At 70.1% G+C, this 23281-nt stretch carries 20 protein-coding genes, 1 rRNA gene, 1 pseudogene and 1 riboswitch; of the genes and pseudogenes, 16 read left to right on the top strand and 6 right to left on the bottom strand.

The window, feature by feature from the left end; all coding sequences use genetic code 11:
* The 11 genes from rrf to ACZ5TL_RS37770 form a co-directional block, all read left to right on the top strand.
* Positions 1-95: ribosomal RNA gene (gene rrf / locus ACZ5TL_RS37720) — 5S ribosomal RNA — on the top strand; the annotation flags it as partial.
* Positions 96-205: 110 nt separating this feature from the next.
* On the top strand, positions 206-814 hold the full coding sequence (locus ACZ5TL_RS37725; protein ID WP_468595293.1) for a CDP-alcohol phosphatidyltransferase family protein: 609 nt from the start codon (positions 206-208) through the stop codon (positions 812-814).
* Between the two features lie 115 nt (positions 815-929).
* Positions 930-3425: a sugar phosphate nucleotidyltransferase gene (locus ACZ5TL_RS37730; RefSeq protein WP_468595294.1), complete on the top strand. Its 2496-nt coding sequence runs from the start codon at positions 930-932 to the stop codon at positions 3423-3425.
* Between the two features lie 101 nt (positions 3426-3526).
* Positions 3527-4441, top strand: coding sequence for a DUF881 domain-containing protein (locus tag ACZ5TL_RS37735; RefSeq protein WP_468595295.1), 915 nt, complete (start codon positions 3527-3529; stop codon positions 4439-4441).
* Positions 4438-4770, top strand: coding sequence for a small basic family protein (locus ACZ5TL_RS37740; protein WP_003988855.1), 333 nt, complete (start codon positions 4438-4440; stop codon positions 4768-4770). The genes ACZ5TL_RS37735 and ACZ5TL_RS37740 overlap by 4 nt, the downstream gene beginning before the upstream one ends.
* A 5-nt stretch (positions 4771-4775) precedes the next feature.
* The gene (locus ACZ5TL_RS37745) at positions 4776-5699 is read left to right on the top strand and encodes a DUF881 domain-containing protein (protein WP_468595296.1); all 924 of its coding nucleotides are present in this window, start codon (positions 4776-4778) and stop codon (positions 5697-5699) included.
* A 61-nt stretch (positions 5700-5760) separates the two neighbouring features.
* Positions 5761-6714 carry an FHA domain-containing protein gene (locus ACZ5TL_RS37750; RefSeq protein ID WP_468595297.1) on the top strand — a complete coding sequence of 318 codons (954 nt, stop codon included), beginning with the start codon at positions 5761-5763 and terminating at the stop codon, positions 6712-6714.
* Positions 6715-6768: 54 nt separating this feature from the next.
* Positions 6769-7506 carry a transcriptional regulator FtsR gene (gene ftsR, locus ACZ5TL_RS37755; RefSeq protein ID WP_468595298.1) on the top strand — a complete coding sequence of 246 codons (738 nt, stop codon included), beginning with the start codon at positions 6769-6771 and terminating at the stop codon, positions 7504-7506.
* Positions 7507-7592: 86 nt separating this feature from the next.
* Positions 7593-8066: a bifunctional nuclease family protein gene (locus ACZ5TL_RS37760; RefSeq protein WP_003988851.1), complete on the top strand. Its 474-nt coding sequence runs from the start codon at positions 7593-7595 to the stop codon at positions 8064-8066.
* 345 nt (positions 8067-8411) lie between these two features.
* On the top strand, positions 8412-9095 hold the full coding sequence (locus ACZ5TL_RS37765) for a MerR family transcriptional regulator (RefSeq protein WP_468595299.1): 684 nt from the start codon (positions 8412-8414) through the stop codon (positions 9093-9095).
* Positions 9096-9270: 175 nt separating this feature from the next.
* Positions 9271-10725 carry a DNA polymerase IV gene (locus ACZ5TL_RS37770; protein ID WP_468595300.1) on the top strand — a complete coding sequence of 485 codons (1455 nt, stop codon included), beginning with the start codon at positions 9271-9273 and terminating at the stop codon, positions 10723-10725.
* A 62-nt stretch (positions 10726-10787) separates the two neighbouring features.
* Here ACZ5TL_RS37770 and ACZ5TL_RS37775 read toward each other — a convergent pair whose 3' ends face one another.
* Entirely contained in the window at positions 10788-11165 is a 378-nt protein-coding gene (locus tag ACZ5TL_RS37775) for a PRC-barrel domain-containing protein (RefSeq protein ID WP_468595301.1), read from the bottom strand.
* Positions 11166-11278: 113 nt separating this feature from the next.
* A riboswitch (glycine riboswitch) is annotated at positions 11279-11374 on the top strand.
* Positions 11375-11549: 175 nt separating this feature from the next.
* On the opposite strand from ACZ5TL_RS37775, the gene gcvP reads away from it, so the two are divergent.
* Positions 11550-14435 carry an aminomethyl-transferring glycine dehydrogenase gene (gcvP, locus tag ACZ5TL_RS37780; protein ID WP_468595302.1) on the top strand — a complete coding sequence of 962 codons (2886 nt, stop codon included), beginning with the start codon at positions 11550-11552 and terminating at the stop codon, positions 14433-14435.
* Between the two features lie 93 nt (positions 14436-14528).
* On the opposite strand, the pseudogene ACZ5TL_RS37785 reads toward gcvP, so the two are convergent.
* From ACZ5TL_RS37785 to ACZ5TL_RS37805, 5 genes and pseudogenes are all read right to left on the bottom strand, one after another.
* Positions 14529-14637, bottom strand: a pseudogene (locus ACZ5TL_RS37785) (TOBE domain-containing protein); the annotation flags it as partial.
* Positions 14638-14663: 26 nt separating this feature from the next.
* Positions 14664-15740, bottom strand: a complete 1077-nt coding sequence (locus ACZ5TL_RS37790) for an ABC transporter ATP-binding protein (RefSeq protein WP_468595303.1) — start codon at positions 15738-15740, stop codon at positions 14664-14666.
* Positions 15741-15876: 136 nt separating this feature from the next.
* Positions 15877-16707, bottom strand: coding sequence for an ABC transporter permease (locus ACZ5TL_RS37795; RefSeq protein ID WP_468595304.1), 831 nt, complete (start codon positions 16705-16707; stop codon positions 15877-15879).
* The gene (modA, locus tag ACZ5TL_RS37800; RefSeq protein ID WP_468595305.1) at positions 16704-17516 is read right to left on the bottom strand and encodes a molybdate ABC transporter substrate-binding protein; all 813 of its coding nucleotides are present in this window, start codon (positions 17514-17516) and stop codon (positions 16704-16706) included. The genes ACZ5TL_RS37795 and modA overlap by 4 nt, the downstream gene beginning before the upstream one ends.
* A gap of 157 nt (positions 17517-17673) precedes the next feature.
* The gene (locus tag ACZ5TL_RS37805; protein WP_468595306.1) at positions 17674-18069 is read right to left on the bottom strand and encodes a TOBE domain-containing protein; all 396 of its coding nucleotides are present in this window, start codon (positions 18067-18069) and stop codon (positions 17674-17676) included.
* Between the two features lie 826 nt (positions 18070-18895).
* Here ACZ5TL_RS37805 and ACZ5TL_RS37810 point away from each other — a divergent pair.
* From ACZ5TL_RS37810 to ACZ5TL_RS37825, 4 genes are all read left to right on the top strand, one after another.
* Positions 18896-20188, top strand: a complete 1293-nt coding sequence (locus ACZ5TL_RS37810; protein WP_468595307.1) for an extracellular solute-binding protein — start codon at positions 18896-18898, stop codon at positions 20186-20188.
* A 6-nt stretch (positions 20189-20194) separates the two neighbouring features.
* On the top strand, positions 20195-21193 hold the full coding sequence (locus ACZ5TL_RS37815; RefSeq protein WP_468595308.1) for a carbohydrate ABC transporter permease: 999 nt from the start codon (positions 20195-20197) through the stop codon (positions 21191-21193).
* 71 nt (positions 21194-21264) lie between these two features.
* Positions 21265-22029 carry a carbohydrate ABC transporter permease gene (locus ACZ5TL_RS37820; RefSeq protein ID WP_468595341.1) on the top strand — a complete coding sequence of 255 codons (765 nt, stop codon included), beginning with the start codon at positions 21265-21267 and terminating at the stop codon, positions 22027-22029.
* 53 nt (positions 22030-22082) lie between these two features.
* Entirely contained in the window at positions 22083-23147 is a 1065-nt protein-coding gene (locus tag ACZ5TL_RS37825; protein WP_468595309.1) for an endo-1,4-beta-xylanase, read from the top strand.
* Positions 23148-23281: the final 134 nt, after the last annotated feature.

Genomic DNA, 23281 nt, shown 5'->3' on the forward strand with positions numbered 1-23281 from the left:
AAACGCCCGGTTACATTCCGAACCCGGAAGCTAAGCCTTACAGCGCCGATGGTACTGCAGGGGGGACCCTGTGGGAGAGTAGGACGCCGCCGAACTCCTTTTAGAGCTCTGGCTCTTGGGCCCATAAGCCCGAGAGCCAGAGCTTTTTTGCGTTGAGGTAAGGTCAGGGAGCATCGTTGGCACGTTTCCCACAGGAGGCCCCCGGGTGGAGGTTCAGGAGACTCGCGTCCAGACGGACCGTGTGCTCACCATCCCGAACATCCTCAGCATGGCGCGCCTGGTCGGCGTGCCCCTCTTCCTGTGGCTGATCCTGCGACCTGAGTTCGGTGGGCCCCAGAGTGACGGCTGGGCCCTTCTGGTGCTCGCCTTGAGCGGCGTCAGTGACTACCTGGACGGCAAGCTGGCACGGCGCTGGAACCAGATCAGCAGCCTGGGCCGGCTGCTCGACCCCGCGGCCGACCGGCTCTACATTCTCTCGACTTTGGTCGGCCTCACGTGGCGCGAGATTCTTCCCTTCTGGCTGACCGCCGCCCTTCTGGCGCGGGAGCTGGTTCTGCTGGTGATGGTGGGCGTCCTCCGTCGGCACGGCTATCCGCCGCCCCAGGTGAACTTCCTGGGCAAGGCCGCCACCTTCAACCTGATGTATGCCTTCCCCCTGCTCCTGCTCAGTGACGGAACAGGCTGGATCTCGTCACTGGCTGCTATTTTCGGATGGGCGTTCGCCGGATGGGGTACAACGCTGTACTGGTGGGCAGGAGTCCTCTACGTGGTACAAGTCCGCCGCCTGGTCCGTGCGGACACCATGGCCGATTGAACTCCCGGATGGTCCTGCTGCCGCAGCGGAGCGATGGCCCGTGTCGGATAAGTGCGGGACAATCTTGGCGGGGGAAGTCGGCTAGACCGTCGTCTTAGAGGAGGACGCTTCCGACATGAAGGCCGTCGTGATGGCCGGAGGCGAAGGCACTCGCCTTCGCCCTATGACCTCAAGCATGCCCAAGCCGCTCCTGCCTGTGGCCAACCGCCCGATCATGGAGCATGTTCTGCGGCTGCTCAAAAGGCATGGTCTCAACGAAACAGTCGTGACTGTCCAGTTCCTGGCCTCGCTCGTCAAGAACTACTTCGGTGACGGTGAAGAGCTCGGTATGGAGCTCACCTATGCCAATGAGGAGAAGCCACTCGGTACCGCCGGAAGTGTCAAGAACGCCGAAGAGGCCCTGAAGGACGATGCCTTCCTCGTCATCTCCGGCGATGCTCTGACCGATTTCGACCTCACCGAGCTGATCAATTTCCACAAGGAAAAGGGTGCGCTGGTCACCGTCTGTCTGACGCGTGTCCCCAATCCGCTGGAATTCGGTATCACCATTGTCGATGAGGAAGGCAAGGTGGAGCGCTTCCTCGAGAAGCCCACCTGGGGACAGGTCTTCTCCGACACCGTGAACACCGGCATCTACGTGATGGAGCCCGAGGTCTTCGACTACGTCGAGCCCGATGTGCCCGTCGACTGGTCCGGCGATGTCTTCCCGCAGCTGATGAAGGAAGGCAAGCCGGTCTACGGCTATGTGGCCGAAGGCTACTGGGAGGACGTCGGCACCCACGAGAGCTATGTCAAGGCGCAGGCCGATGTCCTGGAGGGCAAGGTCGACGTCGACATCGACGGGTTCGAGATCTCCCCGGGAGTGTGGGTCGCCGAGGGCGCCGAGGTCCATCCCGACGCGGTCCTGCGAGGGCCCGTCTACATCGGCGACTATGCCAAGGTGGAGGCCGGTTCCGAGCTCCGGGAGCACACCGTGGTGGGCTCCAACGTGGTCGTCAAGAGCGGTGCGTTTCTGCACAAGGCAGTCGTCCACGACAACGTTTACGTGGGGCCGCACAGCAATCTGCGCGGCTGCGTGGTCGGCAAGAACACCGACATCATGCGCGCGGCACGCATCGAGGATGGGGCGGTCATCGGTGATGAGTGCCTGATCGGTGAGGAATCGATCGTCCAGGGCAATGTCCGGGTCTATCCGTTCAAGACCATCGAGGCCGGCGCCTTTGTCAACACGTCGGTGATCTGGGAGTCCAGGGGGCAGGCGCACCTCTTCGGTGCCCGCGGCGTCTCCGGAATCCTGAATGTGGAGATCACGCCGGAACTCGCCGTGCGGCTGGCGGGTGCCTACGCGACGACGCTGAAGAAGGGCTCGACCGTCACCACGGCCCGGGATCACTCGCGTGGTGCCCGTGCGCTGAAGCGGGCGGTGATTTCCGCACTGCAGGCCAGCGCCATCGACGTACGGGACCTGGAGAACGTTCCGCTGCCCGTGGCGCGGCAGCAGACCGCGCGGGGCAGTGCGGGCGGGATCATGATCCGTACGACGCCCGGGGTGCCGGACTCCGTCGACATCATGTTCTTCGACGGGCAGGGCGCGGACCTCTCGCAGGGCAGCCAGCGGAAGCTGGACCGGGTGTTCGCGCGGCAGGAGTACCGGCGTGCCTTCCCGGGCGAGATCGGTGACCTGCACTTCCCGGCCAGCGTCTTCGACTCGTACACCGGGTCGCTGCTGCGGAACGTGGACACGACCGGAATCGCGGACTCCGGGCTCAAGGTGGTCGTGGACGCGTCCAATGGAAGCGCGGGCCTGGTGCTTCCGAGTCTGCTCGGGAAGCTGGGTGTCGACTCGCTGACGATCAACCCGGGTCTTGACGAGTCCAGGCCGACGGAGACGGCCGACATGCGGCGGTCGGGGATGGTGCGGCTCGGTGAGATCGTGGCGTCCTCGGGGGCCGCGTTCGGCGTGCGGTTCGACCCCGTGGGTGAGCGGCTGTCCCTCGTCGACGAGAAGGGGCGGATCATCGAGGACGACCGGGCGCTGCTCGTGATGCTGGACCTCGTCGCGGCCGAGCGGCGCAGCGGACGGGTCGGGCTGCCGGTGACCACGACCCGGATCGCCGAGCAGGTGGCGGCGTACCACGGGACCCAGGTCGAGTGGACGACCACCTCTCCCGACGACCTCACGCGCGTGGGCGGTGAGGAAGGGACGATCTTCGGTGGTGACGGCAAGGGCGGGTTCATCGTTCCCGAGTTCAGCAGCGTGTACGACGCCACCGCGGCCTTCGTACGGCTCATCGGGCTCGTGGCACGGACGCAGCTCACGCTCAGCCAGATCGATGCCCGGATCCCGCGGGCGCACGTCCTGAAGCGGGATCTGGCGACCCCGTGGGCCGTCAAGGGACTCGTCATGCGGCGGGTCGTCGAGGCGGCCGGAGACCGCTTCGTGGACACCACGGACGGGGTCCGTGTGGTGGAGACCGACGGCCGCTGGGTGATGGTGCTGCCCGATCCGGCCGAGGCCGTCACCCACCTGTGGGCCGAGGGGCCGGACGACGCCTCCGCGCAGGCCCTGCTGGACGAGTGGTCGGCGGTCGTGGACAGCGCAGGCCGGTAGAGCGGAGCCCCTGCACGCGTGCGTGCCGGACAAGTGTCCCCAACGGGCCTGTCCGGCACGCCGGTGGGGCCGTTCGGATGTAGTGGCCGCGACGTGCGACGATGTGCGGCATGCCGCAGCAACCCCCCATTCGGAGCACACCCGCGCGGCCCCGGCGCCCGGATGCGTCCATGTCGTTGCTCACCAACGTCATGGACCACAGCCTCGACGACGGATACGCCGAGGCCGCCGCGCGCAAGAAGGCCGCGGGTGACGGCGGCTTGCCGAAGTCCCTCCGGGCGAAGCTCGGGCTCGCCTCCGGCCTGGTGCTCGCGGCCATGGTCGTGACCGTCGGAGCGGCGCAGGCGCGGGTCGCCGCTCCGGTCGTCGCCAAGGAGCGGGAAGAGCTCGTCGACCGTATAGACCGGGAGACCGAGGCGGCGGACAAGCTGGAGGACTCCGTCGACGAACTGCGCGCCGACGTGAGCGCGCGGCAGCGCGAGGCGCTGAAGCACAGCGGCGGCAGCCCCGACTCCGGCCTGGTCGGCATTCTGTCGGGCGCCGTCGCGGTGCACGGGCCCGGTGTGAAGCTCGTGGTGAACGACGCCAAGGAAGCCGGCCCGGGCGGTGACGGCGACCCGCGGGGGACCTCCGGATTCTCCGACACCGGGCGGCTGCGCGACCGGGACATGCAGCGCGTGGTCAACGGGTTGTGGGAGTCGGGCGCCGAGGCGATCTCCATCAACGGACAGCGGCTGACGGCGCTGTCCGCGATCAGGGCCGCGGGGGACGCCATACTGGTCGACAACAAGCCGCTGGTGCCTCCGTACACGGTGCTCGCGGTGGGGGACGGGCAGGGGCTGAGCACGCGGTTCCAGAGCAGCGCGGACGGGTTGTACCTCGACGCGCTGCGGGAGAGCTACGGCATCAGGACGGGCATCTCCGTGGAGGACGACCTCCGACTGCCCAGCGCACCGCGCGTGACCGTGCGTACCGCACAGCCGAGCATTGAGAAGAGCGAGAAGGGCACATCGTGATCGCCGTACTGGGCCTCGTCGTGGGAGTCGTGGCCGGCCTCTTGGTCCGGCCTGAGGTTCCGGCGGTGGTCGAGCCTTATCTGCCGATCGCTGTCGTGGCGGCGCTCGACGCCGTCTTCGGCGGCCTGCGGGCGATGCTCGACGGCATTTTCGACGACAAGGTCTTCGTGGTGTCGTTCCTGTCGAACGTGGTCGTGGCCGCGCTGATCGTGTTCCTCGGTGACAAGCTGGGAGTGGGCGCGCAGCTGTCGACCGGTGTGGTGGTCGTCCTCGGCATCCGGATCTTCTCCAACGCCGCGGCGATCCGCCGGCATGTCTTCCGGGCGTGAGGCCGATGAGCGAGCACGACGACAAGCACGCCGAGGAGCAGGGCGCCACCCACGCGGACCGGCGTGACGGGCGCGGCGAGTCCGGGAGCAGGCTGCGCAGGGAACTGCCCGAGGAGGTGTCCGCGCCGGCCTCCGCCGCCCAGGACACCGCCCCCGAGCCGGAAGCGGCGCCGGAGCCGGAACGGCCGGCGGACCCCGAGCCGCGGCTGACCGGCAGGCAGCGCCTGGTGCAGGGGCTGTGGCCGCCGCGGGTCACGCGGGCCCAACTCATCGTCGCCCTGCTGCTGTTCGGCCTCGGGTTCGGGTTGGCCGTGCAGGTGGCGTCGAACAGCGACAGTGACAGCGCCCTGCGCGGCGCGCGGCAGGAAGATCTCGTCCGCATCCTCGATGAACTGGACGACCGTACTCAGCGTCTTGAGGACGAGAAGCAAGGCCTCGAGCAGCAGCGCGACGAGCTGGAGAACAGCTCGGACCAGGCCGAGGAGGCCCGGAAGCAGACGATCGAGAAGGAGCGGCAACTCGGCATCCTGGCGGGCACGGTGGCCGCGCAGGGGCCCGGCATCACCATGGCCATCGAGGACACGAAGAGGACGGTCGAGGCGGACATGCTGCTCGACGCGATCCAGGAGCTGCGCGCTGCCGGTGCGGAGGCGATCCAGGTGAACGGCGTGCGGGTCGTCGCCGGCACGTACCTCACGGACTCGGGCAAGGGCGTCAGCGTCGACGGGAACAAGATCACCGCGCCCTATCGTTTCAAGGTCATCGGCAAGCCGCAGGACCTCGAGCCGGCGCTCAACATCCCCGGAGGCGTGGTGCAGACTCTCGAGAAGGAACAGGCCACCGTCACGACCGAGCGGTCCACCAAGATCGTTGTGGACGCCTTGCGAGCAGCGAAGCGGCCTGACTACGCTCGGTCGTCCTCGCAGTGAACCGGGGGTGCATGGGCGGCGTCCGGCGAGGGCATGAGGTTGCGGGGGGTCGGCGCACCGAATGGGTGGTGCGTGGTGGAAACTGTCTGGTGCAGACGGACGTTGTCAGGATGTCCGGGTCGGCCAGAGTGTTCAGTCAGGGTTCGTCCTGCCCCACGGGCGGGTCTGTTTCGGTCAAGGGGAATCGCCCGTGAAGTTGTTTGCGAAGTTGTTCGGCAAGAGCGCGCGAGAGGGCAGCGAAAACGCGACCGCTCGTCATCGCGCACAGCCAGACGCGGAGGGCCAGCGGCCGCTGTTCCGGGACCAGGTCGGGGGTCCGGGCGGTGACATTTCCGGAGGTCAGGGCGCGCCGTCGGTTGACCCTGCGCAGCCCGGCGGCATAGGTTTCGGGCAACCGTCAACCTCAAGTGCGGGTGGAGGATATTCCGACCCGTACGCGTCCCATGCTCCGGGTGAGCAGCCGCGGCAGGAGGATCCGATGTCGGCCCTGGTGTGTACGAGGTGCGGTAACCGCAACGCGGAGAACAGCCGCTTCTGCTCCAACTGCGGCGCGCCGCTGCGGGCGGGGGCGGCCGCCGAGCGTCCGTCCGAGACGACCTCCACGATCTCCATCTCCGGTCTCGAGGCCTACGACAGCGAGACCACCGGCCAGACGCCGATGCCGACGCTGTCCCCCGAGGCCCAGGCGGCCGTGGACGCGCTGCCGCTGGGTTCCGCGCTCCTGGTCGTGCGCCGCGGGCCGAACTCGGGCAGCCGCTTCCTGCTGGACAGCGATCTGACCACGGCCGGACGTCATCCGCAGAGCGACATCTTCCTGGACGACGTGACGGTCTCCCGGCGCCACGTGGAGTTCCGCCGCGGACAGGACGGCTCGTTCACGGTGGCCGACGTGGGCAGCCTGAACGGCACGTACGTCAATCGCGAGCGGATCGACCAGGTCGCCCTGAACAACGGCGACGAGGTGCAGATCGGCAAGTACCGGCTGGTCTTCCACGCCAGCCAGCAGGGGTACTGACCCGGGCTCCGTCCGGGGACACCTCAGCGAAGGTCCATCCGTCAGGGAAGGTCCATGCTTCGAACACCGAGCGGCGGTGCCGGACACGGCACCGCTGCCACGGACAGTGGGCTGATGAGCATCGGCACGGTGCTGAACGTGCTGCGCGACGAGTTCCCCGAGGTGACCATCTCCAAGATCCGTTTCCTGGAGTCCGAGGGGCTCATCGAGCCGCAGCGGACCTCTTCGGGGTACCGCAAGTTCAGCGCCCACGACGTCGAGCGCCTCGGTCACGTCCTGAGGATGCAGCGGGACCACTATCTGCCCCTGAAGGTGATCCGGGAGCATCTGGAGGCCATGGAGCGCGGTGAGGCCGTCCAGCTGCCGGTCGTGGGCCGTCAGCGCGACGGCGAATCCGTGCCCGAAGCCCCCGAGGGGTCCACGGCGGTCAGGGTCGGGCGTGAGGAGCTGCTCGCCGCCGTCGGCATCGACGAGCAGGAACTCAAGGAGTGGGAGTCGTACGGGCTCCTCACTCCACTGGAGGACGGTGCGTACGACGCGGAGGCGGTCACGGTGGCCTCCCTCGTCTTCGAGCTCGGGCGGTTCGGGATCGAGCCGCGGCACCTGCGGGTCATGAAGGCCGCCGCCGACCGCGAGGCCGGGCTGGTGGACCAGGTGGTGGCCCCGCTGAAGCGGCACCGGAACCCGCAGACCAGGGCTCACGCGGAAGCCCGAACCAAGGAACTGGCGGGGCTCACGGTGAAGCTGCACGCCGCGCTGGTGCAGACGGCGCTCGGGGTGCGGCTGCCCTGACGGCGGCCGGGCGCGCGGGGGCCGGATCAGGCGCCCGATCCCGGCCCGACTACCCAAACATCCCGAGCACGGCCTAGGGTTGCTGTGTGAACGAGCTCGATGTCGTAGGTGTCCGGGTCGAAATGCCCTCCAACCAACCGATCGTGCTGCTGCGTGAAGTGGGAGGCGACCGTTACCTCCCCATCTGGATCGGACCGGGGGAGGCGACGGCGATCGCCTTCGCCCAGCAGGGCATGGCTCCCGCGCGGCCGCTGACCCACGACCTGTTCAAGGACGTGCTGGAAGCCGTCGGCCAGGAGCTCACGGAAGTGCGCATCACCGATCTGCGTGAGGGCGTCTTCTACGCGGAGCTGGTCTTCGCCAGCGGCGTCGAGGTGAGCGCCCGCCCGTCCGACGCCATAGCGCTCGCCCTGCGCACCGGCACGCCGATCTACGGCAGTGACACGGTGCTCGACGACGCCGGCATCGCGATCCCGGACGAGCAGGAGGACGAGGTGGAGAAGTTCCGCGAGTTCCTCGACCAGATCTCCCCGGAGGACTTCGGCAGCAGCAGTCAGTGAGTTCCGCGGGCCGGCCGGGAGCCGGAGGGCGGGAGCGGCGTCGGTGAGACGCGTGGGCGGCCCGGCGGACGAGATGGTCCGCGGTGGGGGCCGCCCGTCGCATGTCAGGGCGAGGTGCGGACGGGCACGGACGGGTGAGGACGGGTGAAATGCCCGCATGTGCCGGAGGCGAATGAGTGCGTCACACGGCCCGCGCCGAAGGCATTCGGCTAGCCTTTCCCCGCGGTGGGGCACGAGAAACCACTCTTAGGGTGATTATCACTCGGCGTGCCGAGTGTGGCGATCGTTGACGCACCCCTGGGGACTGCCTACCGTCGAGAAGGCAGGTCAAGGACGGAGGTCGGCGTGAGAAGCAGCGGCGACGGTACGGCTGGGGGCGGCCCCGAGCGCAGTCTCAGGGCGAGCGGTCCGTACCCGCCCCCCGGCGCACGGCTCCGCTCGAGCGGGGGGTACCCCCAGCCCGAGGGCGCAACGGATTACGCTCCGCAACGACCGACGGCCGTGCCGAGCAGCGGAGGGACGACGTCCATGGCGTCCGAGCAGATCGGCTATCGCGGCCCCACGGCCTGTGCGGCAGCCGGTATCACCTACCGGCAGCTGGACTACTGGGCGCGCACGGGTCTCGTCGAGCCGAGCGTGCGTCCCGCCCACGGATCCGGGACGCAGCGGCTGTACAGCTTCCGGGACGTCGTCGTCCTGAAGATCGTCAAGCGGTTCCTCGACACGGGGGTGTCGCTGCAGAACATCCGCACGGCCGTCCAGCACCTGAGGGAACGCGGTTTCAGCGACCTCGAGCGGATGACACTGATGAGCGACGGCGCCACCGTCTACGAATGCACCTCGCCCGACGAGGTCCACGCCCTGCTCCAAGGTGGCCAGGGGGTCTTCGGGATCGCCGTGGGCGTGGTGTGGCGGGACGTCGAGAGCGCGCTGTCCCAGCTGCACGGGGAGCGGATCGACACCGGTGAGACGCTGATCGGGCCCAATCCTGCGGACGAGCTGGCGCGGCGGAGGAACCGGGCCGTCTGAGCCGATCGGCCCGCGGTGGGCATGCGGCCGCAGGAGGCGGGACGTTTCCGCGCCGGGCTGTAAGCGGTTTCTCCGGGGTGGCCCAGCAGGGCGGCAGCGGGAGCCCGGCAGGCGATGGAAGCAGTCCGGGCGGGTGACCGGGGCATTGTCAGTGGCGTAGGGCAGCATCGGAGATGTGAGAACCGCGCCCACGATTCTGCATCTCGACATGGATGCCTTCTTCGCCTCGGTGGAGCAGGCGTCCAAGCCGAGCCTGCGCGGGAAGGCCGTGATCGTGGGCGGGCTGGGGCCGCGCGGTGTGGTGGCGACGGCGTCGTACGAGGCCCGGGTCTTCGGGGTGCATTCGGCGATGCCCATGGGGCAGGCCAGGCGGCTCGCGCCCAACGCCGCGTATCTGGTGCCGCGCTTCACCCTCTACCGGATGATCAGTGAGCGGGTGATGGAGCTGCTGAGGGCGCTGTCGCCGCTGGTGGAGCCGCTGAGCCTGGACGAGGCGTTCGTGGACCTGGAGGCCGGCGGGAAGGCCTGGGACGAGCAGTCGGCGCGACGGGTCGGGGCGCAGCTGCGCGCGGATATCCGGACCGTCACGGGGCTCACGGGGTCGGTGGGGCTCGCCGCCTCGAAGATGCTCGCGAAGATCGCCTCGGAGCAGGCCAAGCCGGACGGGCTGGTGGTGATCGAGCCGGGCACCGAGCGGGCGATGCTCGGGCCGATGCCGGTGCGGACACTGCCAGGCGTGGGGCCGACGACGGGGGACCATCTGCGCCGGGCCGGGATCACCACGGTCGAGGAGATCGCCGAGGCGGGCGAAGACGAGCTGGTGCGCCTGCTGGGCAAGGCCCACGGGCACGGGCTCTACGCGATGGCGCTGGCGCGGGACGACCGGCCCGTGGTGGCGGAGCGCGAGGCGAAGTCGGTGTCGGTCGAGGATACGTACGACGTGGACATCCACGACCGGACGAGGGTCGGGCTGGAGGTGCAGCGGCTCGCTGAGCGGTGCGTGCGGAGGCTGCGCGGGGCCGGGCTGTCCGGGCGGACCATCGTGCTGAAGGTGCGGCGGTACGACTTCTCGACGCTCACCCGGTCCGAGACGCTGCGTGGTCCGACGGACGACCCCGGAGTCATCCGTGAGGCGGCGGTCAGGCTGCTGGAGTCGGTCGATACGACGGGCGGGGTGCGGCTGCTCGGGGTGGGCGTCAGCGGACTCGCCGACTACACGCAGGAGGACCTTTTCGCTCAGGCGGCGGGGGAGCGGGCGGTCACGGAGGGCCCGGCCGAGGAGCACTCCGTGGCGCCGGCCGAGGAGCAGCCGGCGCTCGCCGGGCGGCGGTGGCCGGCCGGGCACGATGTGCGGCACGCCGAGTTCGGGCACGGATGGGTGCAGGGCAGTGGCCTGGGGCGGGTCACCGTGCGGTTCGAGACGCCGGGGTCGCAGCCGGGACGGGTGCGGACCTTTCGCGTCGACGACCCCGCGCTGGAGCCGGCGGATCCGTTGCCGTTGATGTCACGAAGAGCCGAGGGCAGGGAGGACGGCGGCTCCACGGAGGGGCAGGGCGGCGGTGGGACGAGCGCGGTTCCCGGACCGGTGGACATACCCTCCGGGGCCTCCTCGGGGCATGCCCTCCCGTAGGGGCCGGGCGGCGCGGCGCGGGCCCCGCGGTCGCTGGGCCACGGACCGCGGGGGCCTGGCCTTCAGGCCTTCGTCTCGTCCGTGCCCGCCAGCTTGCCGAAGTCGTGGTCCGGGAGCGGAGGAGGAGCGGCGACGTCGAGACCGTAGTGGTGGTAGAGCTGGAGCTCCTGCTCCGGGGAGAGATGGCGGCCCACGCCGAAGTCGGGGGCGTTCTTGATCAGGGCGCGGTCGAAGGGGACGTGGAGGGCGCCCTCGATCAGTTCGCTGGGCTCCAGGGGGACGAACGCGTCCCTGCTGAACAGGCCGGTCCGTATGGCCGCCCACTCCGGTACGCCGGTCGCGTCGTCGAGGTAGACCTCGTCGATCGTGCCGAGCCTGGTTCCCTTGCGGTCGAACGCCTTGCGGCCGATCAGGTTGCGCGGATCGATGTCGGTACGCACGGGCCCTCCACATGGTCGCAACTCATCCGTAAACACTACAAAACGGCACAACGGGGGAGGTGGCCACTCGAAGGTGAGTGCGTTGACCTCGCTGGTACGCTGGCAGCGGCTGTTGACCCCGTGCGGGAGAGTCCTCCAGGCACCACCGGAGGCGCCGAAGGAGCAAATCCTCCCCGGAATCTCTCAGGCTCACGTACCGCACGGACGAGGTCACTCTGGAAAGCAGGGCGGGTGTCGACGGCTTCCGCTCTCACCGACGGTGAAAACCGGAGGCCTTCGGGCGATCCGGTGAAGCTCTCAGGTTGAGATGACAGAGGGGGAGGCCGTCCGGGTACCCGCGCCGTGGTGCCCCTCGTAGGTCGTGTGACCAGGAGGCCTCCGCAAATGACCGCCCATCGCATTCCGCTCTCCGAGCTCGAAGAGGCAGTCCCCTTCGAGCAGCGCCACATCGGCCCCGACCACGAGGCCCGCGCCAAGATGCTCGCGCACGTCGGTTACGGCTCGCTGGACGAGCTCACGGCCGCCGCGGTCCCGGCCGTGATCAGGAGCGCCGAAGCACTGGACCTGCCCGGCGCCCGCAGCGAGGCCGAGGTGATCGCCGAGCTGCGCTCCCTCGCCGACCGCAACCAGGTCCTCGGATCCATGATCGGGCTCGGCTACTACGGCACGTTCACGCCGCCGGTCGTCCTGCGCAACGTCATGGAGAACCCGGCCTGGTACACGGCCTACACGCCGTACCAGCCGGAGATCTCGCAGGGGCGGCTCGAGGCGCTGCTCAACTTCCAGACCATGGTCGCCGATCTGACCGGACTGCCGACCTCCGGCGCCTCCCTGCTCGACGAGGGCACGGCGGCCGCCGAGGCCATGGCGCTGTCGCGGCGGCTGGGCAAGAACAAGAAGGGCCTGTTCCTGGTAGACGCGGACGCGTTGCCGCAGACCATCGCCGTGATCCAGACCCGGGCCGAGCCGACGGGCGTCGAGGTCGTCGTCGCCGACCTCAGTGACGGCATCCCCGCAGAGGTCGCCGAGCGTGAGATCAACGGAGTGCTGATCCAGTACCCGGGCGCCTCCGGTGCCGTACGGGACATCAAGCCGGTCATCGACCAGGCGCACGAGCTCGGGGCGCTCGTCACCGTCGCCGCCGATCTGCTCGCGCTGGCGCTGCTGAAGTCGCCCGGTGAGCTCGGCGCCGACATCGCGGTCGGGACGACGCAGCGGTTCGGGGTGCCGATGGGCTTCGGCGGGCCGCACGCCGGCTACATGGCGGTCCAGGAGAAGATGGCGCGCAGCCTGCCCGGGCGGCTCGTCGGCGTGTCCGTCGACGTGGACGGGAACAGGGCCTATCGGCTGGCGCTGCAGACACGTGAGCAGCACATCCGCCGCGAGAAGGCCACCAGCAACATCTGCACCGCACAGGTGCTGCTCGCCGTCATGGCCGGCATGTACGCCGTCTACCACGGGCCGGGGGGTCTGAAGGGCATCGCGCGGCGCACCCACCGGTACGCCACCGTCCTCGCCGCCGGGCTCGCGAGCGGCGGTGTCGAGGTGGTGCACGGGGCCTACTTCGACACCGTGACCGTGCGCGTCGAGGGCCGGGCCGCCGAGATCCTGGCCGCCGCGCGGGACAACGGGGTCAACCTGCGGCTCGTCGACGCCGACCACCTCTCGATCGCCTGTGACGAGACGACGACCCGGGCCCAGCTGCGTGCCGTGTGGGCCGCCTTCGGTGTCGAGGGTGTCGTCGAGGCACTGGACGCCGCCACGGAGGACGGGCTCCCCCAGGCGCTGCTCCGCACCGACGAGTACCTGACGCACCCCGTCTTCCACCAGCACCGCTCCGAGACGGCCATGCTGCGCTACCTGCGCCGGCTGGCCGACCGGGACTACGCGCTCGACCGCGGCATGATCCCGCTGGGCTCCTGCACCATGAAGCTCAACGCGACCACGGAGATGGAGCCGGTCACCTGGCCCGAGTTCGGGCAGCTGCACCCCTTCGCGCCCGCCGAGCAGGCCGCCGGCTACCTCACCCTCATTCACGAGCTGGAGGACCGGCTCGCCGAGGTCACCGGCTACGACAAGGTCTCCCTCCAGCCGAACGCCGGATCGCAGGGCGAGCTGGCCGGACTGCTGGCCGTACGCGGGTACCACCGGGCCAACGGGGACGGGCAGCGGACCGTGTGCCTGATCCCGTCGTCCGCGCACGGCACCAACGCGGCGAGCGCGGTGATGGCGGGCATGAAGGTCGTCGTCGTGCAGACCGCCGAGGACGGCGAGATCGACGTCGAGGACCTGCGGGCGAAGATCGAGCAGCACCGGAACGAGCTCGCGGTGCTGATGATCACGTACCCGTCCACCCATGGTGTGTTCGAGGAGCACGTCGCCGAGATCTGCGCGCAGGTGCACGAGGCGGGCGGGCAGGTCTACGTCGACGGGGCGAACCTCAACGCGCTCGTGGGGCTCGCCAAGCCGGGGCACTTCGGCGGGGACGTCTCGCACCTGAACCTGCACAAGACCTTCTGCATCCCGCACGGCGGCGGCGGTCCCGGCGTGGGGCCGGTGGCGGTGCGGGAGCACCTCGCGCCCTACCTGCCGAACCACCCGCTGCAGCCCGAGGCCGGCCCGGAGACCGGCGTCGGACCCGTCTCGGCGGCGCCCTGGGGCTCCGCCGGCATCCTGCCGATCTCGTGGGCGTACGTCCGGCTCATGGGCGGCGAGGGGCTGAAGCGGGCCACGCAGGTGGCCGTGCTCAGCGCCAACTACATCGCCAAGCGGCTGGAGCCGCACTACCCGGTGCTCTACACCGGTCCCGGCGGGCTCGTTGCGCACGAGTGCATCATCGACCTGCGGCCGCTGACCAAGGCGACCGGCGTGAGCGTCGACGACGTCGCCAAGCGGCTGATCGACTACGGCTTCCACGCGCCGACGATGTCGTTCCCGGTGGCCGGGACGCTGATGATCGAGCCGACCGAGTCGGAGGACCTGGCCGAGCTAGACCGGTTCTGCGAGGCCATGATCGCCATCCGCGCGGAGATCGAGAAGGTCGGCTCCGGCGCGTGGCCCGCGGACGACAACCCGCTGCGCGGTGCCCCGCACACCGCCGGTGCGCTCGCCGGTGAGTGGGAGCACGCCTACAGCCGTGAGGACGCCGTCTTCCCGGCCGGGGTGTCGGCCGCCGACAAGTACTGGCCGCCGGTGCGCCGTATCGACCAGGCCTTCGGCGACCGGAACCTGGTCTGCTCCTGCCCGCCGCTGGACGCGTACGAGGACTGACCGACCGACCGGTCAGAGGGGGCTCCGCGGTGCGGGGCCCCTCCCGTCATGCCTCATGCCGGATGAGGGCCACCTCGGCCGACTTGATCGGGGCGACGAGAGGTCCTGGCCGCCGGTGAGGCGGATTCGGGCCGTCGCCATGACTTCGCCCGAGGTGACCGCGGTGACGGTGCCACGAGCGGTTGCGGATGCCCAGGCTCATGAGGGCACGGCAGCCGGGCAGGGTCGTCATGCCGGGTATGCGTGCGTCTGGGTCGCTTTGACCGCCGCCCACACCGGTGCACCGGGGTGCAGGTCGAGTTCGGCGGCGGCGACCGTGGTCAGGTCGGCGGTCAGGGCGAGTTCACCGGTGAGGTCGGCGCGGATCTGGTCGCTGTGGGTCTCCAGCCCGGCGACCTCGCAGCGCCACAGGTTGCGGGCGCTGGAGCCGGTCGGGCGGTCCCGGTACAGCGTCACCGCGCCCGGCGGGAACGCCACGAAGACCGGGCCTGACAGCTCCTCGGTGGTGGTGAGGGCGGGGCCCGCCTCCAGCCGGACGGTGTGGCCCTCGGCGTGTCCCCGGTACAGGTTGAGTCCGACGAGGCGGGCGATGTAGTCCGTGCGGGGGTGGCGGGCGATGTCGGAGGGCGTGCCCTCCTGGACGACCTGGCCGTCCTCGACGACGACCAGGCGGTCGGCCAGCACCATGGCGTCCAGTGGGTCGTGCGTGACCAGGACCGCGACGGCCTCGAACTCGGCGAGGTGACGCCGGAGCTGGGCGCGCACCTCCAGACGGGTACGGGCGTCGAGGGCGGCGAGGGGTTCGTCCAGGAGCAGCAGCCGGGGCCCGGTCGCCAGGGCGCGGGCCAGGGCCACGCGCTGGGCCTGGCCGCCGGAGAGGCGGCGGGGCTTGGCGCCGGCGTGGTCGGACAGGCCCATGCGGCCCAGCCACTCGGCGGCCTGGGCACGGGCCTCGGCCTTGCCGGCGCCCCGGCAGCGCGGCCCGAAGGCCACGTTGTCCAGGGCGGTCAGGTGCGGGAAGAGCAGGTAGTCCTGGAAGACGACGCCGACGGGGCGGGACTCGGGCGGCGTACGGTCCAACCGGGTGCCGTCGAGCCGCAGATGGCCCGAGGTGAGGGGGACGAGTCCCGCGAGGGCGCGCAGGGCCGTGGTCTTGCCGGCGCCGTTCGGTCCGAGCAGTGCGACGACCTCCCCGGGGGCGGCGGTGAGCGTGACGTCGAGGCGGAAGGAGCCGCGGTCCACGAGGAGGCGGGCGTCGAGGCCTTCGGGGGAGGAGCCGGGTCCAGTGGCGTCGAGGTCGGTCATCAGCAGGTCGTCCAGAGAGTGGGAGGGCCGTCACACAGGGGACCGGTCCGGGCGGTGCCGGAAGCCGGCTCCGGTCCGCCGGAGCCCCTGGAGCGGGGTGGCCCCGGACGCCGGCTCCGGTCGGCCGTAAGGACCGTCACGAGGCGGTCAGCCAGCGGTCGCGCAGGGCCGCCAGGACGGCGATGGACACGGCCAGCAGCACCAGGCTGAGGGCGATCGCCGCCGCCGGGTCGTTCTGCAGGGCGAGATAGACGGCCAGCGGCATGGTCTGCGTGCGGCCCGGGAAGTTGCCCGCGAAGGTGATGGTTGCGCCGAACTCGCCGAGCGCCCGGGCCCAGGCCAGCACGGAACCGGCCGCGATGCCGGGCGCGATCAGCGGCAGGGTGACCCGGCGGAACGCGGTGAAGCGGGAGGCGCCCAGGGTGGTGGCCGCCTCCTCGTAGCGAGAGTCCGCGGCCCGCAGGGTGCCCTCCACGCTGATGACGAGGAACGGCATCGCCACGAAGGTCTCGGCGAGGATCACGCCCGTCGTGGTGAAGGGCAGGGTGATCCCGAACCAGGCGTCCAGCCACTGCCCGATCACGCCGTTGCGCCCGAAGGCGAGCAGCAGGGCCACACCGCCCACGACCGGCGGCAGCACCAGCGGCAGCGTCACCAGGGCCCGCACGAAACCCCGGCCGGGGAAGCGCGTACGAGCCAGCAGCCAGGCCAGGGGGACACCGAGGACCAGGCTCAGGGCTGTCGCCGCCGTGGCGCAGACGAGGGAGAGCCGGAGCGCCTCCCACACCTCGGGGCTGGCCAGTTGCTCGGGAAGTTGGCGCCAGGGGGCCCGGACGAGCAGGGCGATCAGCGGCAGGAGCAGGAACGCCAGCCCGGCCAGGGCGGGCACCAGCAGGGGGACCGGCACCGCGCGGGTCCGGCCGCGGGTGCGATCACGGCGGGGCCGGCGCTCCAGCGTGTCGGTCACGGTTTGAGGAACCCGGCTCCGGACAGCGCCTTCTGGCCCTCGGCGGAGCGCACCAGGGCGATGAAGGCCTTGGCGGTGCCGGGGTTGGGGGCGTGGTCGAGCAGGGCGATCGGATAGTCGTTGACGGCCTCGGCCGCCTCGGGGAAGTCCACGCCCTCCACCTTGTCACCCGCCGCGCGCACGTCGGTCCGGTAGACGAAGGCCGCGTCGGCCTCCTTGAGCTCGACCTTCGTCAGGGCGCTCTTGACGTCTTGTTCGTACGAGACGGGGGTCAGTTTCAGGCCGGCGGCGTCCAGCGCCTCCTGGGCGGCGGCGCCGCACGGGACCGTCCTGTCGCACAGGACGACCTTCAGGCCGGACTTGGTGAGGTCCTTCAGGGAGGAGATCCTGTCGGGGTTGCCCGGCAGGGTGGCGATCTCCAGCCGGTTGCGGACGAAGGTGGCCGGCGGGCCCGCCGGGTCCTTCCTGTCCGTCACGATCGCCATGGTCTTGCTGCTGGCGGCGGCGAAGACATCGGCCGGGGCGCCGCTGGTGATGCTGGCCGCGAGGGTGTCGCTGCCGCCGAAGTTGAAGACGACGTCGGTGCCCGGATGCTGCTGCTCGAACGTCTTGCCCAGGGCCTTGAAGCTCTCTTCGAGGGAGGCGGCGGCGAAGACCGTGACCGTGCCGGAGGGCTTCGACGAGGACGAGCCCGTGTCCGAACTCGAACCCGAACCGGCGGAGGAGCAGGCGCTCAGCGTCAGCAGCGCGGCGGCGGACACACCAGCGACCTGCGGTATCCGGCGGGTCCGGTGCGCGGAACGGGTCATCTCGGAGCCACTCCCTCCGTCGGCCAGGGGGAAGAGCCCTCCGGACCCTTCCGCTACGTCGATCATACCGGCGCATCTGCCAGCCAGAAGCCTCCTGCCGCATCGCATGAGCGATGCCAATGGCGGCGCAGGGTGTGTATGTGCGTTCGTGTGGAACTCAGACCCGGTCGATGTGGACGTTCGTCGACTTCACGCGGGCCGTCGCCTCCATGCCGACCTCCAGGCCCAGTTCCTCCACGGCCTCGCGGGTGAGCAGGGAGACGAGCCGGTGCGGACCGGCCTGGATCTCCACCTGGGCGGCGACGTCGCCGAGCTTGATCGCGGTGACGATGCCGGGGAAGGCGTTGCGTGCCGAGGTGTACGGGGTGTCGTCCTCGGCGGCGCCGGACCTGGCGAGTTCGACCGAGAAGGCGGCCAGGTCCCGTCCGTCGACGAGCCGCCGCCCGGCCTCGTCGCGGTGGGTGGTGATGCGGCCGGCGTCCGCCCAGCGCCGGGCGGTGTCCGGGCTCACGCCGAGCAGCCGTGCTGCCTGGCCGATCGTGTACGACTGCATGCCGGTCACCTTAGGCGCGGGGGAGGGGAACCGGGGGTGCGGGGGTTGGCCGTTGGGTATGACGCGATATGGCGTTAGTCGTCGCATGGTGGCCCGGCGGGCCGGGGAGATCGGGGTGGCGTGATGGCGGGGGAGCTCTCGCACAGTATGGGATCACGCTCGGGGCGGCGGAGGCCGACGGTTTGACCCGGCCGCCCTGCGTCGCCGGCCCGACTCGGCCACCGTGGGTCGCCGGGCAGGGGTGACCGGGCGGCCTGACTCGGCCCACGTGTGTCGACAGTCAGGCGGAGACCGGCGGTCGGCAGCGCGTGTGGCCGTCGACGTGCTCCCGATGTGCGCGGGGTGGTTCCGGTCGGCACGGGACGGGCCCGGTTGCCGTATGCGGAGCGTGATGCCGTGGCCCGCCCGTGGATGAGCGGGATGGGCGCACAAGCTTTTGTCAGGGCTGCGCCCGGGAGCCTCGGCAGGGTGGGAATCGCGAGCTGAAGGACTGCTGGGATCCCGGGAAGCCTCGGATCCGCGAGGGGCGGTGGTGTCCGTCCGGTCGGCCACCCTGTGTGATCACGGTGTGGCCGCGGCGGGCGCCGGCCCGCTGTTGCCCACGCCTGCGGGCCGGCTTCGTAACGTTCGTTTACTTAATCGAATGTTTCGCCCGTCGCTCACAGCTCTTGCAGGGGCGGCAGATTCACCACGTACAAGGGGTTGCCACCGTTTGGCGGCTGTCTCTAGGGTGCGGCATCAACGCAGCTTTCCGGATCTGATTCGAAACTTTCGACTCAGCGGACGGACGTGAGAAGCGGGCCGTCCCGTACTCAAGGAGCGCATGATGGGCGACCCGGCACTGTCCCGCCGCGGCTTCCTGGCGGCCTCCGCCGCGGCCGGTCTGGGGATGACGGCACTGACCGCATGCGGCGGAGACTCGGACGGAGGGTCGTCCGGGACGACCACGATCGAGTGGTGGAACATCTCCACCACCGAGCCGGCCAAGGGCGTCTGGGCCGGTCTCGCCCGGAAGTTCGAGGCGCAGAACCCCAAGGCCAAGGTGAAGATCGTCCAGTTGGAGAACGACGCCTACAAGTCGAAGATGACGGCCCTGACGGCCTCCGGGAAGCTGCCCGACATCTTCCACACCTGGGGCGGCGGCGTGCTGAAGCAGCAGGTCGACGCCGGACTCGTCGAGGACCTCACGGACAGCACCAAGCCGTGGGGCGACGCCCTGCTCCCGGTCGCCAAGGAGCCCTACCTGCTCGACGACAGGGTCTACGGCGTCCCGTTCGACATCGGCATGATCGGCTTCTGGTACAACAAGGCGCTCTTCGACCAGGCCGGCATCTCCGAGCCCCCGGCCACCTGGAGCGGCTTCCTCGACGCCGTGCGCAAGCTGAAGGCCGAGACCATCACCCCCCTCGCCCTGGCCGGCAAGGAGAAGTGGCCCGGCATGTACTACTGGGCCTACCTGGCGATGCGTACCGCCGGCGCCGAAGCGCTGCAGAAGGCCTACGAGGACAAGGACTTCGCCGGCGCCCCCTTCGTCGAGGCGGGCGAGCACCTGGACGAACTCGTCGCTCTCCAGCCGTTCCAGAAGGGCTTCCTGGGCGCCGCCTACTCCACGCCCACCGGGCAGGCCGCCACGGTCGGCAACGGCAAGGCGGCCATGGAGCTCATGGGCCAGTGGGCGCCCACGGTCCAGGCCGACGCGGGCAGGGGACTCGGCAAGGACCTCGGCTTCTTCCCCTTCCCCGCGGTCGAGGGCGGCAAGGGCGCCATCACCGAGGTGTTCGGCGGAGGCGGCGGGCACGCGCTGCGCCGGGGCGCCCCGCAGGCGGCCGTCGACTTCCTCGAGTTCTTCGCGTCCGAGGCCACGGACCTGGAGCTGGTCAAGAAGACCAGCGTCCTGCCCGTCGTCCCGGCGGCCGAGAGCGCCATCAGCGACCCCAACATCAAGGCCGTACAGGCGCAGTTGAAGGGAGCCACCGGCTTCCAGCTCTATCTCGACCAGGCCTACGCGCCCGCCGTCGGCCAGGAGGTCAACGACAGCGTCGCCGCGCTGATCGCCGGGTCCAAGTCGCCCGGGCAGGTCGTCCAGTCGATCACGAAGACCGCGAAGGAAGAGCAGTAACCGGCGATGACCTCCACGTTCCTGCCGGACAGACGGACAGGCCGCGACGTCGGCCCACCACCCCCGGCTACGGACCGGGCCCGGAGCCGGGCCCGGCGTCGCGCGCTGCACTGGCTCACCGCGGCCGGCTTCCAACTGCCCGCCCTGGTGCTGTTCATGGGGCTCGTACTGCTGCCGATGCTGTTCGCCCTGTACGCGGCCTTCTTCCGCTGGGGCGGCTTCGGTATGCCCTCCGACTACGTCGGCGGCGAGAACTTCACCCGCCTCCTCCAGGACGACGTCTTCCTGGGTGACCTGTGGCGCTGTCTGGTCCTGGTGGTGCTGTCGCTCGTCATCCAGCTGCCGTTCGCACTTGCCATGGCCGTCCTGCTCAACCAGCGGATGCGCGGCCGGGCGGTGTACCGGATGCTGTTCTTCGCCCCGTATGTGCTGTCCGAGGCGATCACCGGAATCCTGTTCGGCATGATCTTCGCCCCGGACGACGGCTTCGCCGACCAGGTCCTCGGCAGGATCGGACTGGACGGGCTGGGCGGGGAGTGGTTCGCCGATCCGTCCACCGTCATGGCGACGCTGTTCCTCGTCATGACCTGGAAGTACTTCGGCTTCCACATGATGCTGTACCTGGCCGGGCTCCAGGCCGTCCCCAGGGAGCTGACCGAGGCGGCGCTCATCGACGGGGCCGGGCCCTGGCAGCGCTTCCGCAACGTGACGCTGCCGCTGCTGGCGCCCACCCTGCGCATCAGCGTGTTCCTGGCGGTCATCGGGGCGATCCAGCTCTTCGACCTGGTGTGGGTGACCACCGCCGGCGGCCCCGACCACCACTCCGAGACCATGGCCGTGACCATGTTCCAGTACGGCTTCAAGCGCTATCAGGTGGGCTACGCCAGCGCGATCAGCGTGGTCATGTTCGGCATCAGCCTCGTCTTCGCCCTCGCCTACCAGCGGTTTGTGCTCCGGCGCGACCTGGAAGGGGCCACCACGACTATGCGGGGTGACGGAAAGTGACGGCTAGTCAGAAGGGTCGCAGGGGCAAGGACCTCCCGCTGCACCTCGTCCTGCTCGTCGTCGGTGCGGTCATGGCCGTCCCCCTGCTCTACGCCGCGCTGTCCGGCTTCAAGTCCACCGACGAACTCTCGCGCAACCCGGTCGGGCTGCCCGAGTCGTGGGTGACCTCGAACTACACCCGGATCCTCGGCTCGGGGGACTTCTGGCGGCTGATCGGCAACAGCACGCTGATCGCGGTGGGCACGACCGTCCTGGTCGTCGCGGTGTCCGCGCTGTCGGCCTTCTCCTTCGCGCGCTTCGCCTTCCGGGGCCGGGAGGCGCTGTTCACGCTGTTCACGATGGGGCTGATGTTCCCGTTCGCGGTGGCGGCCCTGCCACTCTTCCTGCTGCTGCGGTCCCTGGACCTGCTGGACAACCCGCTCGGCGTGATCCTCCCGCAGGCGGCCTTCGGGCTGCCGATGACCATCATCATCCTGCGGGGCTTCTTCCGGCAGATCCCGGGGGAACTGGAGGAGGCGGCCACGCTCGACGGGTGCAGTTCGTTCGGCTTCTTCTGGCGGGTGCTGCTGCCCATGGCGCGGCCCGCGCTCGGCACCGTCTCGGTGCTGGCCGTCGTCACCAGCTGGAACAACTTCTTCCTGCCACTGCTGGTGTTCACCGACGCGCAGTGGTGGACGCTGCCGATCGGTGTCCAGCAGTTCCAGGGGCAGTACTCCGCGGAGTACGCCAAGGTCTTCGCCTATCTGGTGCTGGCCATGGTCCCCGCCCTCGCCTTCTACTCCGTCGCCGAGCGGCAGCTCGTCGGCGGCCTCACCGCCGGCGCCACGAAGGGCTGACGCGCGCCGCGGACGTACGGCTCACCTACCCGTCCACCGTGAGGAGTCGCACCATGCGCAGGACCGCTCCACGGCTCAGGCTCGCCGGGGCGCTCGCCGCCGCGCTGACGCTCGGAGGCATCGCCACCGGGCCGACGGCACAGGCGGACGGGCGGCACGGCAAGGAACGGACGCTCGCCGACCTCGCCCAGCGGCACGGCCGCTACTTCGGCAGTGCGACGGACAATCCCGAACTCGTCGACGCGCCCTACACGGCCCTGCTCGGCAGCGAGTTCGACCAGATCACCCCCGGCAACGGCATGAAGTGGTACGCGACCGAGCCACAGCAGGGCGTGTTCGACTTCTCCAAGGGCGACGAGATCGTGAACCTCGCCCGCGCCAACCGGCAGAAGGTGCGCGGCCACACCCTGGTCTGGCACAGCCAGCTGCCCGGCTGGCTCACGGAACGGGAGTGGACGGCCCCGGAGCTGCGGGCCGTGCTGAAGAAGCACATCCAGGCGGAGGTACGGCACTACCGGGGCAAGGTGTTCGCCTGGGACGTCGTCAACGAGGCGTTCAACGAGGACGGTACGTACCGCGAGTCGGTCTTCTACAAGACGCTCGGGCCCGGGTACATCGCCGACGCGCTGCGCTGGGCGCACCAGGCTGATCCGCGCGTCAAGCTGTACCTCAACGACTACAACATCGAGGGGATCGGCCCGAAGAGCGACGCGTACTACGAGCTGGCCAAGGAGCTGAAGGCCGAGGGCGTCCCGCTGCACGGCATCGGTCTCCAGGCCCATCTGGCTCTCCAGTACGGCTATCCCACGACACTGGAGGACAACCTCCGCCGCTTCTCCCGGCTCGGCCTCGACACGTCTCTCACCGAGGTCGACATCCGGATGCAGCTGCCCGCGACCGAGGAGAAGCTGGCCCAGCAGGCCGAGTGGTACGGCGACCTGACCAAGGCCTGCCTGGTGGTGCGCCGGTGCGTCGGCATCACTCTCTGGGACTACACGGACAAGTACTCCTGGATCCCGGCGTTCTTCCCGGGGGAGGGCGCGGCCCTGCCGTGGGACGAGGAACTGCGGCGGAAGCCGGCGTACTTCGCGATCCGTGAGGCGCTCGGGGGGAGGTAGGGGGTGGGGGCGTCCTGCCGTTGAGGGGAGGTGGGGCGCCCCCGCTGGGCTCGGGGCCGCCGGTGCTGCGCTGACGGCCGTTTGGCCCTGGCGGCTGGTCGGTTGGTGACTGTCCGGCGCTGGTGGCTGTTCGG

The organism is Streptomyces sp. NPDC033136, assembly GCF_055578235.1.

Excerpts from the sequence above, each read along its gene's own strand:
- ACZ5TL_RS37825 (WP_468595309.1), top strand. The coding sequence starts at position 22,083 with ATGCGCAGGACCGCTCCACGGCTCAGGCTCGCCGGGGCGCTCGCCGCC.
- ACZ5TL_RS37750 (WP_468595297.1), top strand. The coding sequence starts at position 5,761 with ATGGGTGGTGCGTGGTGGAAACTGTCTGGTGCAGACGGACGTTGTCAG.
- ACZ5TL_RS37820 (WP_468595341.1), top strand. The coding sequence starts at position 21,265 with ATGGCCGTCCCCCTGCTCTACGCCGCGCTGTCCGGCTTCAAGTCCACC.
- ACZ5TL_RS37735 (WP_468595295.1), top strand. The coding sequence starts at position 3,527 with ATGTGCGGCATGCCGCAGCAACCCCCCATTCGGAGCACACCCGCGCGG.
- gcvP (WP_468595302.1), top strand. The coding sequence starts at position 11,550 with ATGACCGCCCATCGCATTCCGCTCTCCGAGCTCGAAGAGGCAGTCCCC.
- ACZ5TL_RS37790 (WP_468595303.1), bottom strand. The coding sequence starts at position 15,740 with ATGACCGACCTCGACGCCACTGGACCCGGCTCCTCCCCCGAAGGCCTC.
- ACZ5TL_RS37745 (WP_468595296.1), top strand. The coding sequence starts at position 4,776 with ATGAGCGAGCACGACGACAAGCACGCCGAGGAGCAGGGCGCCACCCAC.
- ACZ5TL_RS37810 (WP_468595307.1), top strand. The coding sequence starts at position 18,896 with ATGGGCGACCCGGCACTGTCCCGCCGCGGCTTCCTGGCGGCCTCCGCC.
- ftsR (WP_468595298.1), top strand. The coding sequence starts at position 6,769 with ATGCTTCGAACACCGAGCGGCGGTGCCGGACACGGCACCGCTGCCACG.
- ACZ5TL_RS37730 (WP_468595294.1), top strand. The coding sequence starts at position 930 with ATGAAGGCCGTCGTGATGGCCGGAGGCGAAGGCACTCGCCTTCGCCCT.
- ACZ5TL_RS37805 (WP_468595306.1), bottom strand. The coding sequence starts at position 18,069 with ATGCAGTCGTACACGATCGGCCAGGCAGCACGGCTGCTCGGCGTGAGC.
- ACZ5TL_RS37815 (WP_468595308.1), top strand. The coding sequence starts at position 20,195 with ATGACCTCCACGTTCCTGCCGGACAGACGGACAGGCCGCGACGTCGGC.
- modA (WP_468595305.1), bottom strand. The coding sequence starts at position 17,516 with ATGACCCGTTCCGCGCACCGGACCCGCCGGATACCGCAGGTCGCTGGT.